At 70.5% G+C, this 15477-nt stretch carries 12 protein-coding genes; 11 read left to right on the top strand and 1 reads right to left on the bottom strand.

Annotation, left to right across the window (positions count from 1 at the left end):
• Positions 1-35 precede the first annotated feature (35 nt).
• Positions 36-1115, bottom strand: coding sequence for a LacI family DNA-binding transcriptional regulator (locus ACWD5O_RS01470; protein ID WP_450084289.1), 1080 nt, complete (start codon positions 1113-1115; stop codon positions 36-38).
• Between the two features lie 199 nt (positions 1116-1314).
• On the opposite strand from ACWD5O_RS01470, the gene ACWD5O_RS01465 reads away from it, so the two are divergent.
• The 11 genes from ACWD5O_RS01465 to ACWD5O_RS01415 all read left to right on the top strand — a co-directional run bounded on the left by ACWD5O_RS01465 (position 1315) and on the right by ACWD5O_RS01415 (position 15472).
• Positions 1315-2562, top strand: a complete 1248-nt coding sequence (locus ACWD5O_RS01465; protein WP_450084288.1) for a sugar ABC transporter substrate-binding protein — start codon at positions 1315-1317, stop codon at positions 2560-2562.
• Positions 2562-4199, top strand: coding sequence for an ABC transporter permease subunit (locus ACWD5O_RS01460; RefSeq protein ID WP_450084287.1), 1638 nt, complete (start codon positions 2562-2564; stop codon positions 4197-4199). Before ACWD5O_RS01465 ends, ACWD5O_RS01460 begins: the two co-directional genes overlap by 1 nt.
• 17 nt (positions 4200-4216) lie before the next feature.
• Positions 4217-5131, top strand: a complete 915-nt coding sequence (locus ACWD5O_RS01455; protein WP_450084360.1) for a sugar ABC transporter permease — start codon at positions 4217-4219, stop codon at positions 5129-5131.
• Between the two features lie 128 nt (positions 5132-5259).
• Positions 5260-7065: a glycoside hydrolase family 13 protein gene (locus tag ACWD5O_RS01450; RefSeq protein WP_450084359.1), complete on the top strand. Its 1806-nt coding sequence runs from the start codon at positions 5260-5262 to the stop codon at positions 7063-7065.
• Between the two features lie 79 nt (positions 7066-7144).
• Entirely contained in the window at positions 7145-7486 is a 342-nt protein-coding gene (locus ACWD5O_RS01445; RefSeq protein WP_354962606.1) for a hypothetical protein, read from the top strand.
• Positions 7487-7763: 277 nt separating this feature from the next.
• Complete coding sequence (locus ACWD5O_RS01440) at positions 7764-8831, top strand: BMP family lipoprotein (RefSeq protein WP_354962934.1); 1068 nt, start codon at positions 7764-7766, stop codon at positions 8829-8831.
• Between the two features lie 192 nt (positions 8832-9023).
• Entirely contained in the window at positions 9024-10631 is a 1608-nt protein-coding gene (locus tag ACWD5O_RS01435; RefSeq protein ID WP_450084358.1) for an ABC transporter ATP-binding protein, read from the top strand.
• Positions 10628-11983: an ABC transporter permease gene (locus ACWD5O_RS01430; protein ID WP_450084286.1), complete on the top strand. Its 1356-nt coding sequence runs from the start codon at positions 10628-10630 to the stop codon at positions 11981-11983. Before ACWD5O_RS01435 ends, ACWD5O_RS01430 begins: the two co-directional genes overlap by 4 nt.
• A 3-nt stretch (positions 11984-11986) precedes the next feature.
• Positions 11987-13267 carry an ABC transporter permease gene (locus ACWD5O_RS01425; RefSeq protein ID WP_450084285.1) on the top strand — a complete coding sequence of 427 codons (1281 nt, stop codon included), beginning with the start codon at positions 11987-11989 and terminating at the stop codon, positions 13265-13267.
• Between the two features lie 49 nt (positions 13268-13316).
• Positions 13317-14051 carry a cytidine deaminase gene (locus ACWD5O_RS01420; RefSeq protein ID WP_450084284.1) on the top strand — a complete coding sequence of 245 codons (735 nt, stop codon included), beginning with the start codon at positions 13317-13319 and terminating at the stop codon, positions 14049-14051.
• 137 nt (positions 14052-14188) lie between these two features.
• Positions 14189-15472: a thymidine phosphorylase gene (locus tag ACWD5O_RS01415; RefSeq protein ID WP_450084283.1), complete on the top strand. Its 1284-nt coding sequence runs from the start codon at positions 14189-14191 to the stop codon at positions 15470-15472.
• The last annotated feature ends 5 nt before the right edge of the window (positions 15473-15477 follow it).

Below are 15477 nucleotides of genomic sequence, written 5' to 3'. Positions count from 1 at the left end.
TGTGGCGTCGATCAGCCGGGACCGTGCGGGGCCGATCAGGCAGGGACGGCCAGCGCCGAAGAGCCGCCCCGGTGCCGGTTGGAGCCGACGGCGCCGGGGCGGGCCGGGACGACGGCGGTGGAGCCGCGTACCACCAGCTCCGGGCGGAACAGGTACTCCGAGTGCGGAGCGCCATGCCCGTTGATCTCGTCCACCAGGGCCCGGACCGCGGCCACCGCCATCGCGATGACCGGCTGCCGCATCGTGGTCAGCGGAGGGTCGGTGAAGGCCATCAGCGGCGAGTCGTCGTAGCCGACCACGGAGAGGTCGCCGGGGACGGTCAGGCCGCGCTGGCGGGCCGCCCGGATCGCGCCGAGCGCCATCAGGTCGGAGCCGCACACCACACCGGTCACGCCGCGGTCCAGCAGCCGGCCGGCCGCGGCCTCGCCACCCTCCACACCGAACAGCGACAGCTCGGCCAGGGAGCCCAGGTCAGCCTCGGCGACGCCGGCCAGCCGGGTCATCGCGGAGCGCCAGCCGGCCACCTTGCGCTGCACCGGGACGAATCGGTCGGGGCCGGTGATCAGGCCGATCCGGCGGTGCCCGAGTGCGACCAGGTGGGCCACCGCCAGCTCGGCGGCCTCCCCGTCGTCGCAGGAAACGAAGGGGGCACCGATGCCGGGCACGTACCCGTTGATCATCACGACCGGCAACGGCCGGGCGATCAACGCCCGGTAGCGGTCGTGGTTGGCGGCGGTGTCGGCGTGCAGGCCGGAGACGAAGACGATCCCGGAGACCTGCCGGTCCAGCAGCATCTCGACGTACTCGTCCTCGGTGACGCCGCCGGCGGTCTGGGTGCAGAGCACCGGGGTGAACCCGCTCTGCGCCAGCGTCGACTCGATGACCTGGGCAAAGGCGGGGAAGATCGGGTTGTCCAGCTCCGGGACCACCAGGCCGACCAGCCCGGCGCTGCGCTTGCGCAGCCGGGCCGGCCGCTCGTAGCCGAGCACGTCGAGGGCGGTGAGGACGGCCTGCCGGGTCTCCGGGGCCACGCCGGGGCGGTCGTTGAGCACCCGCGACACCGTGGCCTCGCTGACTTCGGCCTGCTGGGCGATGTCGGACAGTCGAGCGCGCATGGCGGCACTTTAGCCCACCGGCAAGTTCTTGCGGGACTCTCTGCAAGCTCTTCCATTATCTGCAACCTCTTGCTAACGTCCCGGCAACATGCGAGAGCAGCGGCGCGACATCGATGCGCCGGTTGGCAAGAACTTCCAGAGCTTCCCACTGGCGGGCTGCCCTTCCCCCGGCGGACCCGCCATGACGACAGGAGTACCGATGCGCATCCGTACCGCGGGTGTGGTCGCCCTCTTCGCCCTGGCGCTCGCCGCCTCCGGCTGTGGTGGCGACAGCGACGAGCCGGCCGCGAAGGAATCCCCCAAGGCCGCCGGCGGCAAACTGGTGATCTGGGCGGACGACAAGCGGACCGCCGCCCTCAAGCCGTTCGCCGAGAAGTTCGGTCAGGAGAACGGCGTCACCGTCGAGGTCGAGGCCGTCAGCAAGGACCTGCAGACCAACTTCGTCACCGCCTCCCAGCAGGGCAGCGGCCCCGACGTGGTGGTCGGCGCGCACGACTGGATCGGTAACCTGGTGCAGAACGGCGCCATCGACCCCGTGCAGCTCGCCGCGGAGCAGAAGAGCGCGTTCAACGAGACCGCCATCAAGGCGGTCACCTTCAACGGTCAGCTCTACGGCGTGCCGTACGCGCAGGAGAACCTGGCGCTGATCCGCAACACCGAGCTGGCCCCCGAGGCGCCGAAGACGATCGAGGACCTGGTCGCCACGGGCAAGCAGCTCAAGACGGCGAAGAAGGCCACCGAGACGCTCTGCCTCCAGGTCGGCCAGAACGGCGACGCGTACCACATCTACCCGCTGTACACCTCGGCTGGCGGCTACCTCTTCGGCACCGGCGCCAACGGCGACTACGACCCGAAGGACCTGGGCGTGGGCAAGCCCGCGTCGATCGAGGCGTTCAAGAAGATCGGCGCGCTCGGCGAGAAGGGCGCGGGCGTGCTCAAGCGCTCCATCGCGGACACCAACTCGATCGCCACCTTCACCAGCAAGAAGTGCGCGTTCCTGGTCTCCGGTCCGTGGGCGGTGGCCGACGTCAAGAAGGCCAACATCAAGTACGACATCTCCGCCATCCCCGGCTTCGCCGGTGGCAAGGAGGCCCAGCCGTTCGTGGGTGTGCAGGCGTTCTACGTCGCCACCAAGGGCAAGAACAAGGCGCTGGCCCAGGAGTTCGTGGCCAACTACACCACCACCCCTGAGCTGGCTGTCGCGCTCTACAACGCCGAGCCCCGGCCGCCGGCGCTGACCGCCGCCCTCGACCAGGTCAAGGGCAGCGACCCGGATCTGGCCAAGTTCCAGGACGCCGGCAGGAACGGCCAGGTGCTCCCGGCCATCCCGGCGATGGCCGCGATCTGGGACCCGTTCGGCAAGGCCGAGGCCGCCGTCATCGGTGGCGCCGACCCGACCAGCACCATCACCGCGGCCGGCAAGACCATCTCCGGCCAGATCAAGTAATGAGCACGCCGCTGTCCGGCCCGGGGTCTGCCACGCAGGCCCCGGGCCGGGGGCCTGTCGGCTCCCGGCCCCCGCGCTCCCGTGCCGCGCGTGACCACGCGCCGATCACCCTGACCGGCCTGGCCGGCAAGGTGCTCCTGCTCGGCCTGACCGCCGGTATCGCGGTCTGGGCGGCCTTCCCGCTCATCGACGCAGGGAAGTGGGTCGGTCTGGCCCTGCTGGCGGCGACCACCGCCGGACTGTTCTACCTGTACCTCACCCGCCGGCACATCCCGGCCAAGTACCTGGTCCCAGGCACCCTGTTCCTGATCGCCTTCCAGGTCTTCCCGGTGCTCTACACGGCCAGCACCGCCTTCACCAACTTCGGCGACGGGCACCGGGGCAGCAAGGACGACGCGATCGTCGCGATCCAGACCTCCTCGGTCACCCAGGTGCCCGGCTCCGCCGAGTACGCCCTGTCGATCGCCACCAAGGGCGACCCGGCCACCGGACCGCTGGTCTTCCTGGTCACCAACCCCGCCACCGGCACGGTCTCCGCCGGCGACACCGGCGGGCTACGCCAGCTCGACGCCGCCGACGTCACGGTCACCCCGGCCGGCAAGGTCACCGCCGCCGCCGGCTACACCGTGCTGAACTTCGGCCAGGCCAGCGCCCGCAGCAAGGAGATCACCGACCTGGTGGTGCCCACCGCCGGCGGCGCGCTGCGCTCCAGCGGCCTGTCCCGCGCGTACGAGGGCAAGGCGGTGCGGGCGTACGAGGCCGGCTGCGACTGCGTCCGGGACACCGAGACCGGGCAGACCTGGACCGCCGACGAGGAGGTGGGCGCCTTCGTCGCCGCCGACGGCGAGCGGCTCGCCCAGGGCTGGAAGGTCAGCGTCGGGCTGAGCAACTTCACCCGGGTGCTCACCGACAAGAACATCTCCGGCCCGTTCCTCGGCACCCTGATCTGGAACTTCGCCTTCGCTGTGGCTTCCACCGGCGGGACGTTCCTGCTCGGCGTGCTGATCGCGCTCGTGCTGCACTCGCCCCGGATGCGCGGCACCAACCTCTACCGCGTGCTGCTGGTCCTGCCGTACGCCATGCCGTCGTTCGCGATGCTGCTGGCCTGGCGGGACATGTTCAACGCCGACTTCGGCCTGATCAACAACCTGTTCGGCCTGGACGTGGACTGGTTCGGCCACGCATGGACGGCGCGCCTCGCGGTCATCCTGGTGCAGCTCTGGCTCGGCTACCCGTACATGTTCCTGGTGGCCACCGGTGCGTTGCAGGCCATCCCGCGGGAGTTGACCGAGGCGACCTCGGTCGACGGGGCATCGCCCTGGCAGTCCTTCCGGGCGGTCACCCTGCCCCTGCTGCTGATCGCGCTCTCCCCGCTGCTCATCTCGTCGTTCGCGTACAACTTCAACAACTTCAACGCGATCTACCTGACCACCGAGGGTGCGCCGTTCCCGGCCGACAACCCGACCAACGGCGCGACGGACCTGCTCATCACGTACACCTACCGGCTCGCCTTCGGCGGGCAGGGCGCGGAGTTCGGCTTCGCGGCCGCGATCTCACTGTTCATCTTCGCCATCGTCGCGGTGGTCTCGGCGGTCAGCTTCCGGCGGACCCGTAAGCAGGAGGAGGTGTACTCGTGACCACGCTCACCGGGGCCATGCGTACCGGCGACACGGCAGGTCCGCCGCCGGCGGTCAACCGCAACGTCACCGGCCGGCGGCGCAACCGCTGGTTCGCCCAGGTCGGCTGGCGGCACCTGGTCGCCGTGCTTGGCGTGCTGTTCAGTCTCTTCCCGATCGTGTTCGTGCTCTCCGCCGCGCTCAACCCGCTCGGCACGCTCTCCACCACCGACCTGGTGCCGACTGACGGGGTGTCGCTCGGCAACTTCGGCGGGTTGTTCGAACGGACCGCCTTCGGGCGGTGGTTCCTCAACTCGCTGTTGATCGCCGGGGTGGCCTCGTTCGCGTCGGTGCTCCTCTCCGCGCTGGCCGCGTACGCCTTCTCGCGGATGCGGTTCCGCGGCCGCCGGGTGGGGCTGCTCGCCCTGCTGTTGATCCAGATGTTCCCGCAGTTCCTGGCAATCGTGGCGATCTACCTGATCTTCGGCACGATCACCGACCTGTGGCCGTCGATCGGCTTCAACACCCCCTGGGGGCTGTTGCTGCTCTACATGGGTGGCGCGCTCGGGGTGAACACCTGGCTGATGAAGGGCTTCTTCGACACCCTGCCCCGGGAACTGGACGAGTCGGCGACCATGGACGGGGCGTCGCACGCCCAGGTCTTCTTCCGGATCATGCTGCCGCTGGTGGCGCCGATCCTGGCGGTGACCGGGCTGCTGGCGTTCATCGGCACCATCAACGAGTTCCTGATGGCCAACGTGTTCCTCACCAGCAGCGACTCGAAGACCCTGGCGGTCGGCATGTACGGCCTGTTGCAGGGCAACGAGCGCAACAACAACTTCGGGATCTTCGCCGCCGGGACCCTGCTCACCGCGATCCCCACCGTGCTGGTCTTCCAACTGCTCCAGCGCTACATCGTGTCCGGGCTGACCGCCGGCGCGGTGAAGGGGTAGTCGGCCTGGGGCTGGGTGTGGGTCGTGACACGGGCGCGGGCTTGGGCGCGGGCCGGGACACCCTGCCCTGCTGCGGCAGCTGGCCCGGCTCACCGTCGTACCCCCGCGCCCCGGACGAAAGGAACATCGTGCAGCCGCACCACGACGGATCCGCCAGTTACGTCCCGCAGCAGGAGCCCACGCTGGGGGAGACGGTCGACGTCTTCGTCCGGGCGCCGGCCGGGGGCGACATCCAACAGGTATATGTGCGCACGACTGGCGATGGCGAGCCGCGTTTCCGCGAGGCCACTGTGGACCGCGTCGACGATGAGGTGGTCTGGTGGCGGGCCGAGATCGAGGCGCGCAACCCGGTGAGCAACTACCGCTTCCTGCTCTCCGGGCGACGGCGTACCCGGTGGCTGACCGCCGCCGGTCTGGTCGACCACGACGTGCCCGACCACGGCGACTTCAAGCTGGTCACGCACGCGCCGCCGCCGGCCTGGGCGCGGGACGCCGTGATCTACCAGATCTTTCCGGACCGGTTCGCCCGCTCCGCGGCGGCCGGCACCCGGCCGCTGCCGGACTGGGCGATCCCGTGCGACTGGGACACCCCGGTGATCGGGCGCGGCCCGGAGACGCCGCACCAGCTCTACGGCGGCGACCTGGACGGGATCGCCGAGCGGCTGGACCACCTGGACCGGCTCGGGGTGAACACCGTCTACCTGACCCCGGTCTTTCCGGCCCGATCCAACCACCGCTACGACGCGGCCAGCTTCGACCGGGTGGACCCGTTGCTCGGCGGGGACGCCGCGCTGGCCCGGCTCGCCGACGCGGTGCGAGCCCGGGCCTGGCGGCTGCTCGGCGACATCACCAGCAACCACACCGGCGACGCGCACGACTGGTTCACCGCCGCGTCCTCCGACGTCCGCGCTCCGGAACGGGAGCTGTACTACTTCGACGGGAGCACCGGGGACTACGAGTCCTGGAACGGGGTCAAGTCGCTGCCGAAACTGAACTGGGGCAGCGCCGAGCTGCGCCGCCGCTTCGCCACCGCCGACGACGCGGCGCTGCGCCGCTGGCTCCGACCGCCGTACGGGCTGGACGGGTGGCGGGTGGACGTGGCGAACATGACCGGCCGGCGGGGCGCCGACGCGTACACCCACGAGGTGGCGGCGCTGCTGCGCTCGGTGGTGGCCCAGGACCGCCCGGACGGCCTGCTGATGGCCGAGCACGGCCACGACCACACCGGTGACCTGGACCGCGACGGCTGGCACGGCACCATGAACTACGTCGGCTTCACCGACCCGGTCTGGTCCTGGCTCCGCCACGGCGACCAGCCGGTGCCGAACTTCCTCGGCACGCCGGGCGGGGTGCCCCACCGGGACGCGGACGCGGTGCTGGCCACCATGGACGCCTACCGGTCACTGGTGTCCTGGCGTTCGTACGTGCACTCGTGGCAACTGCTCGGCTCGCACGACTCGGCTCGGATCCGGACGGTGGTCGGCGACGCGGCCCGACAGGAGGTCGCCGCCGGGCTGCTCGCCACCATGCCCGGCATCCCGATGATCTTCGCGGGGGATGAGCTGGGCCTGACCGGCACGAACGGCGAGTCGTCTCGTACCCCGATGCCGTGGCACCGCCCCCGGAGCTGGGACGCCGGCACGTTCGCCGCGTACCGGGCGCTGATCGCGCTGCGGCGGGGTGAGCCGGCGCTACGCCACGGAGGCCTGCGGCGGCTGCACCACGACCCGGACACGCTCGTCTTCCTGCGCGAGGCGCCGACCGGGGCGGTGCTGGTGCTGGCCCGCCGGGCACCCGGCGGCCCGGTGCGGCTGGCCGGGCTGCCGGCGGCCGAGAACCTGTACGGGGGTGCGCCAGCGCTCCGACCCGGCCCGGACGGCTCGTTGACCCTGCCCGGTGACGGCCCCACCTTCCAGGTCTGGCGGCTGTGCTGAACGCGGTCGGCCAGCCTCGACGCGCCGATCCGCAGGACCCCCTACTACAAACTGTCGTTGATAGGGGAGGATGGGCGGCGTGGAAGCTCTGCGACTGACTCTCCTCTATGTCCATCTGATCGGTTTCGCCCTGCTGCTCGGCGGCTCGATCGCCCAATACATCAGCGGCCGGCTGCGGATCAACCCGGCCATGCTGTGGGGGGCGGTGATCCAGTTGCTGACCGGGCTCGGCCTCTCCGCCCCGCTGCGCGACGGTGACGAGCCGGCCCCGGCGAAACTCGTGACGAAGCTGGTGATCGCGCTGCTGATCTTCGTCATGGTCTTCTTCTCGCGGAAGCGGGACGTGGTCAATCGCGGTCACTTCCTCGCGATCGTCGGCCTGACGCTGGTCAACGCGGCGGTCGCGGTCTTTTGGCGGTAGCGTCCGAGGAGGGGGCCGCCCCCGAAAAACGGACGTTCGTGACTCCTGGGCTGCTCGCCTACCAGCACGAAGAGTGACTTGCCCCACGCGCGGATTACACCCGGGTAACAGGCACTCAACAGTCGTGCACGATTGTCGGCTGGTGGGTGGGCGCGGGCGTACGCTCCCGTCCGTAACGTGGGACAGCCGGCGGCACACCGCAGGTCGGCTGATGGGCTGCCACCGCACTAGGCGCGGTGTGCAATGGGAAGGAGACGTCTTGCGCTCGGTGCGTGGGATGCGGATCGCCTCGATCTTCGCGGTGGGTGGGCTCGCGCTCACCGCCGCCGCGTGTGGCGAGGCCCCCAAGGATGACAACAACGCGGGCAGTGGCGCCAAGAAGTTCAGCGCCTGCATGGTGACCGACGTCGGCGGCATCGACGACAAGTCGTTCAACGCTTCGGCCTGGAAGGGCCTGCAGGAGGCCAAGGCCGCCAACGACAACATCGACATCAAGTACGTCGCGTCGAAGGCCGAGGCCGACTACGAGCCGAACCTGACGCAGTACGTCAACCAGAAGTGCAACTTCATCCTGGCCGTCGGTGGCCTGATGTCGAACGCCACCTCGAAGATCGCCAAGGCGAACCCGAACCAGGAGTTCGGCATCGTCGACGCCAACCCGGGTGACGCCAACGTCTACCCGATGCAGTTCGACACCGCGCAGGCCGCCTTCCAGGCGGGCTACCTGGCCGCCGGGCTGACCAAGACCGGCAAGGTGGCCACCTACGGCGCCCTGCCGATCCCGCCGGTGACCATCTTCATGGACGGCTTCGTCGACGGCGTGGCGTACTACAACACCACCAAGAAGAAGAACGTCCAGGCGCTCGGCTGGGACAAGGCGACCCAGAAGGGTTCCTTCACCAACGACTTCGCCAAGCAGGACGAGGGCAAGAAGGTCTCCGACACGCTGGTCGCCCAGGGCGCGGACATCATCATGCCCGTCGCCGGTGGCTCCGGCCTCGGCACGACCTCCGCGGCCAAGGCCTCGAGCGGCAAGTACAACACCATCTGGGTGGACGTCGACGGCTGCGAGAGCACCCCGGACTGCGCGGCGATCATCACCACCGTGGTCAAGAACATCCCGGACGCCGTCAAGGAGGCCGTGGTCAAGGCCGCCGCCGGCGACAAGCTGCCGGCCAAGCCGGGCTTCGTCGGCACCCTGGCCAACAACGGTGTCTCGCTCGCCCCGTACCACGACTTCGACAGCAAGGTTCCGGCCGAGCTGAAGGCCGAGATCGACAAGATCAAGGCGGACATCGCCGCCGGCACCATCACCGTCACCTCGAAGGCCCAGCCGACCAAGTGACGACCGGCCGGTCCCTCCGGTGAGATCATCGGAGGGTCGGCGGGGACAGGTACGACCGATCCGGCCGCTCCGGCGCCGCGGGTGACCACCCGTGGGGCCGGAGCGGCCGATCGCGCGCCACGGTGACCGGGCCAGCCGGGCCGGGTCGACGGCAGCTACGCTGCACCATCGCTCGCACTCCAGGAGGTTGCGCTGAGACTCGAACTGCGCGGCATCACCAAGCGGTTCGGTGATCTGGTCGCCAACGACCACATCGATCTGACGGTGGAGCCTGGAGAGATTCACGCCCTGCTCGGCGAGAACGGCGCGGGCAAGTCGACCCTGATGAACGTGCTCTACGGGCTCTACCAGCCCGACGAGGGCGAGATCCTGGTCGACGGCAAGCCGCTGAAGCTGAAGGGCCCGTCCGACGCGATCGCGGCCGGGATCGGCATGGTGCACCAGCACTTCATGCTGGTGCCGGTCTTCACGGTCACCGAGAACATCATGCTCGGAGCCGAGCAGGTCCGGGGCGGCATCGCCGGCTTCCTGGACCGGCGGCGTGCCCGGCGCGAGGTCGCCGAGGTGTCCGAGCGCTACAACCTGCAGGTCGACCCGGACGCGGTGATCGAGGACCTGCCGGTCGGCATCCAGCAGCGCGTCGAGATCGTCAAGGCGCTCACCCGCGACGTCGACCTGCTCATCCTGGACGAGCCGACCGCGGTGCTCACGCCGCAGGAGACCGAGGAACTGCTGACGGTCATGCGGTCGCTGAAGGCGGCCGGCAAGTCGATCGTCTTCATCACCCACAAGCTCGGCGAGGTCAAGGCCATCGCCGACCGCATCACCGTGATCCGACGCGGAAAGACCGTCGGCACCGCCTCGCCGGAGGCCAGCCGTGACGAACTGGCCGCGCTGATGGTGGGGCGCAGCGTCCGGCTCACCGTGGACAAGGGCAATGCGACACCGGGCGAGCCGATGCTGGAGGTGGCCGGGCTGGTCGTCGACGACGACCGGCAGATCCGCGCGGTCGACGGGGTGGACCTGACCGTACGCGCGGGCGAGGTGCTCGGCGTGGCGGGTGTGCAGGGCAACGGTCAGACCGAGCTGATCGAGGCGATCATGGGCTTGCGCCCGGTGCTCGCCGGCACGGTCAGCCTGGCCGGCGACCGGATCGACGGCTGGACGACCAAGAAGGTGCTCCGCGCCGGCGTCGGCTACGTGCCGGAGGACCGCAGCGTGGACGGCCTGGTCAAGGAGTTCAGCGTCGCGGAGAACCTGGTGCTGGACATCTACGACCGGCCGCCGTTCGGTGCGGGGCTCGCGCTCAAACCGGACGCGATCGCGACCTCGGCGAAGGAGCGGATCGAGCAGTTCGACGTCCGCACCTCATCGGCCGACGCGCCCGTGGGCACCCTATCCGGCGGTAACCAGCAGAAGGTGATCGTGGCCCGGGAGCTGTCCCGGCCGCTGAAGCTCTTCATCGCCGCCCAGCCGACCCGCGGCGTCGACGTCGGGTCCATCGAGTTCATCCACAGCCGGATCATCCGCGAGCGGGACATCGGCACCGCCGTCATGGTGGTTTCCAGCGAACTCGACGAGGTGATCGGGCTGGCCGACCGGATCGCGGTGATGTACCGAGGTCGGATCATCGGGATCGTCGGCCCGGACACCCCGCGCGAGGAGATCGGCCTGCTGATGGCCGGCATCAGCCCGGACGCGGCCCACGAGCAGGGTACGGATGCCGTGCCCACCGACGGCGCGGCTACCGACGGGAGCCCGGCGAGCGACGCAGGCTCCGCGAACGAGGACGAGGCATGAGCGACCCCATCCCGCAGTCCGGCTCGCCGGACAAGGAGCCGGCGAGCGAGGCGCAGGCCGCGCAGAACGCGCTCGGCAACACTGAACGGGCCGAGCCGGCGACCAAGCCGGACCCGTCGGCACCGGAGCCCAAGCCCAGCCTGGGTCGGCTGTTCCTGGACAACCTCTGGGCGGCCAACACCTTCACGGTGACCCTGCTGTCGTTGGTGCTGGCGATCGTGGTCGGCGCGGTGCTGATGATCATTTCTGATCCGGCCGTGCTCTCCACCTACTCCTACATCACCGCCCGCCCGGCGGACGCGTTCAGCGCCAGCTGGACGCTGGTCAGCGAGGCGTACGCGAACCTGTTCAAGGGGTCGATCTTCGACCCGGAGGCGTTCTCCGGCTGGCTGAACGGCAGCAACGGCTGGCAGGCCGTGCTCGCGCCGATCTCCGAGACGCTCACCTACGCGGCGCCGCTGGTCTTCACCGGCCTGGCGGTGGCGCTGGCCTTCCGCGGCGGCCTGTTCAACATCGGTGCCCAGGGCCAGGCCACCGTCGGCGTGGTCCTGGCGGCGCTGGCCGGCTTCCTGCTGCCGCTGCCGCCCGGTCTGCACCTGCTGGTGGCGGTGCTGGCCGGGGCCCTGGGCGGGGCGATCTGGGGTTTCATCCCGGGCATCCTCAAGGCCCGCGCCGGGGCCCACGAGGTGATCAACACGATCATGCTCAACTACGTCGCCACGTACTTCCTCACCTGGTTGATCGTGCAGAACGGCGTGCAGGACCCGACCCGTCCCGACGCGATCAGCAGGGCGGTGGACACCTCCGCCCAGCTGCCCCGGCTGCTCGGTGACAACCTGCGGGTGCACGCCGGCATCCTGCTCGCCGTGCTGGCCACCTGGGCGGTCGCCTGGTTGCTGAACCGCTCGACGCTCGGCTTCGAGCTGCGCGCGGTCGGCGCCAACCCGGACGCCGCCCGGACCGCCGGAATCAGCGTCACCCGGACGTACATCCTGATCATGGTCTTCTCCGGAATCCTGGCCGGCCTCGGCGGCTCGAACATGGTGCTGGGCTCCACCGCCAGCGCCCTGACCCCGCTGGTGGTCGCGCAGATCGGCTTCGACGGCATCCTGGTGGCGCTGCTCGGCCGGGTGAAGCCGTGGGGGGTGCTGCTGGCAGGGCTGCTGTTCGGGGCGCTCCAGGCCGGCGGCAACCGGATGCAGTCGTACTCGGGGATCTCGCTGGAGCTGGTGACCGTGCTCCAGGCGCTGATCGTCATCTTCATCGCCGCGCCGGCCCTGGTGAAGGCGATCTTCCAGCTCCGGGCCGCGCGCGCCGCCCGGTTGCAGACGAGCCTGGCGAAGGGCTGGTAACTCATGTCCACCATGGCTGTCCCCGACATCGCGGTCGCCCCGGTCGACGAGGGCTTCTGGACCCGTAGCCGCAAGGTCGGTCTGACGCTGCTGGCGCTCGGTCTGCTGTCGGCGGTGCTCTTCGGCGCGCTCGCCACCGACCAGCAGGCCCGGTTCACGCTCAGCGACGACGCGGCCGGCGCCGCATTGGAGATCAACGGCACGATCGGGGCGATCCTGTTCGGGATCATCGCGATCGCCGCCGGCGCGGCGCTGCTCGCCGGGGTGCCGAAGCGCTGGTTCCTTCCCGTGCTCGGCGTCGGGCTGGTCGGCTTCGTGCTCTCCTTCCTCTGCTGGCAGGTCTCCGCCGCGCCGGCCGGGCAGAACTTCATGCCGCTGGTCAACATCATCCGGGGCACGTTCATCCTCGCGCTGCCGCTGATCTTCGGCGCGCTCGCCGGGGTGCTCTGCGAACGGTCCGGCGTGGTCAACGTGGCCATCGAGGGTCAGTTGCTGATGGGCGCGTTCAGCGGCGCGCTGTTCGGCAGCCTCTCCGGCAGCGTCTGGGTGGGTCTGGTCGCCGCCGCCCTCGGTGGCGCGTTCATCTCGCTGCTGCTGGCCGTCTTCGCCATCCGCTACCTGGTCGACCAGGTCGTCATAGGCATCGTGCTGAACCTGCTGGCGGTCGGTGTCACCGGCTTCCTCTACGAGCGGCTGATGCAGACCGACGCGACGAAATACAACAGCGCACCCCGCTTCAGCAACTGGAACATCCCGCTGCTCGAGGACATCCCGGTGCTCGGCCCGGCGCTGTTCCGCGGCAACATCTTCCTCTACCTCGGCCTGCTCCTGGTGCTGGTGATCCACATCGGGCTGTTCCGGACCCGGTGGGGGCTGCGTACCCGCTCGGTCGGCGAGCACCCGACCGCCGCCGACACGCTCGGCGTCAAGGTGCTGCGGGTGCGTTACCGCAACGTGCTGCTGGCCGGCGTGGTCGCCGGCATCGGCGGCGCGTCCTACACGCTGGCGCTCTACTCGTTCACCAAGAACATGATCGGCGGCAAGGGCTTCATCGCACTGGCCGCGCTGATCTTCGGCCGGTGGAACCCGACCGGCGCGCTGCTCGCCGCGCTCTTCTTCGGCTTCGCCGACCAGCTCGCCACCTATCTGGGCGCGATCAACAGCGTGATCCCCAGCCAGTTCCTGGCCATGCTGCCCTACCTGGCGACGATCCTGGCGGTCGCCGGGTTGGTCGGCCGGGTCCGGGCACCGGCCGCGGACGGCAAGCCGTACATCAAGGGCTGACGCCCGGCGTCGACGCGGCGGGGCCGAGGTGGTCCCGCCGCAGGCAGCGATGACGGTGCGGCAGAATGATGGGATGGCTGAGATCGACTGGGCGCAATTGCGCGCCGCCGCCTCCGACGCGATGCGGCACGCGTACGCGCCGTACTCGACGTTCCCGGTCGGCGCGGCCGCGCTGGTCGACGACGGCCGCGTGGTGGTCGGCTGCAACGTGGAGAACGCCGCGTACGGGGTGACCCTCTGCGCCGAGTGCGGGGTGGTGTCCAGCCTGCACGCCACCGGGGGCGGCCGTCTCGTCGCGCTCTCCTGCGTCGACGCCACCGGTGAGCCGTTGATGCCGTGCGGCCGGTGCCGGCAGCTGCTCTGGGAGCACGGTGGGCCGGAGTGCCTGATCGAGACCAAGGGTCGCCCGCTGCGGATGGCCGAGCTGCTGCCGCACGCCTTCGGTGTGGAGGACCTGGAGGCGGTGACCGGTGAGACGCCGGTGCTGGTGGTCCCGGAGCGGCTGGCCGCCTGGCGCGGGCGCGGCACCGTCTTCGTGCACCCGGACATGTCCGCCGGGCAGCAGGTCTGGACGGCGTACTGGGAGCGGTCGGCCGGGGACGACGCGGGCGCCGAGACCGGCGTGCTGGAGGAGGCCCCGAGCTGGGACGACCCGGCGGAGGCGATCACCTGGGGGATGGCCCGGACGCCTCGGGTGGTGGTGGTCGACGCGACCGGGACCATCTTCTGGGCCGGTGAGGGTGAGCCGCCTCTGGAGATTCCGGTTCGTTGGGCTGCTGGTTGAGCTTTGGGGATTGGGCGGACCGTGCCCGGCTCCGGGCGGTCAGGCTTGATCCCTCCGCCGGGCACGGTCGGCCCAATCCCTCGGTGTTCACGGTCCGTGGGTCGGGATCTACATACGACTAGGAAAGATCTTTTCTGATGAGTAGTGGTTTTGCTGCTGTTGATGTCATTCGCGTGAAGCGGGACGGGGGTGTGCTGTCGGACGCGCAGATCGACTGGGTGATGGACGCGTACACCCGCGGGGTGGTCGCCGACGAGCAGATGGCCGCGCTGGCCATGGCGATCCTGCTCAACGGCATGACCGGCCCGGAGATCGCCCGGTGGACCGCCGCGATGATCGCCAGCGGTGAGCGGCTGGACCTCTCGGCGGTACGACGCCCGACGGTCGACAAGCACTCCACCGGCGGCGTCGGCGACAAGATCACCCTGCCGCTCACCCCGTTGGTGGCGGCGTGTGGCGCGGCCGTGCCGCAGCTGAGTGGGCGCGGCCTCGGGCACACCGGCGGCACGCTGGACAAGTTGGAGTCCGTCCCGGGCTGGCGGGCCGCGCTGAGCAACGACGAGTTCATCAGCCAGCTCGGCGACGTCGGCGCGGTGATCTGCGCGGCCGGCGCCGGCCTGGCTCCCGCCGATCGGAAGCTGTACGCGCTGCGCGACGTGACCGGCACGGTGGAGGCGATCCCGCTGATCGCCAGCTCGATCATGAGCAAGAAGATCGCCGAGGGCACCGGCGCGCTGGTCCTCGACGTCAAGGTCGGCTCGGGCGCCTTCATGAAGTCCGTCGACCAGGCCCGTGAGCTGGCCCGCACCATGGTCGAGCTGGGTGGTGCGCACGGCGTGCGGACGGTCGCCCTGCTCACCGACATGTCCACACCGCTCGGCCTGGCGATCGGCAACGCGGTCGAGGTGACCGAGTCGGTCGAGGTGCTGGCCGGAGGTGGACCGGCCGACGTGGTGGAGCTGACGCTGGCCCTGGCGCGGGAGATGCTCGACGCCGCCGGCCTGCCGGACGCCGATCCGGCGTCGGCGCTGCGGGACGGCCGGGCGATGGACTCCTGGCGGGCGATGATCCGGGCGCAGGGCGGCGACCCGGACGCGCCGATGCCGGCTGCCCCGGAGTTCGAGGTGGTGCGCGCGGAGCAGGACGGGCACGTGGCGGCCGTCGACGCGTACGCCATGGGGGTGGCGGCCTGGCGGCTCGGCGCGGGCCGGGCCCGCAAGGAGGACCCGGTGAGCGTGCCGGCCGGGGTGGTGCTGCACAAGCGACCCGGCGATCCGGTGCGGGCCGGTGACGCCCTCTACGAGCTGCGCGCCGAGGACCCGGCGCGGATCCCGGCGGCGCTCGCGGAGGCGGCCCGCGCGGTGCGGGTCGCGCCGACCGCGCCGGTGCCGACGCCGCTGGTCATCGAGCGGATCGGCTGACCCGA

This window comes from Micromonospora sp. NPDC005161 (genome assembly GCF_053599855.1).
This window is presented reverse-complemented; position numbering and strand designations above follow the sequence as displayed.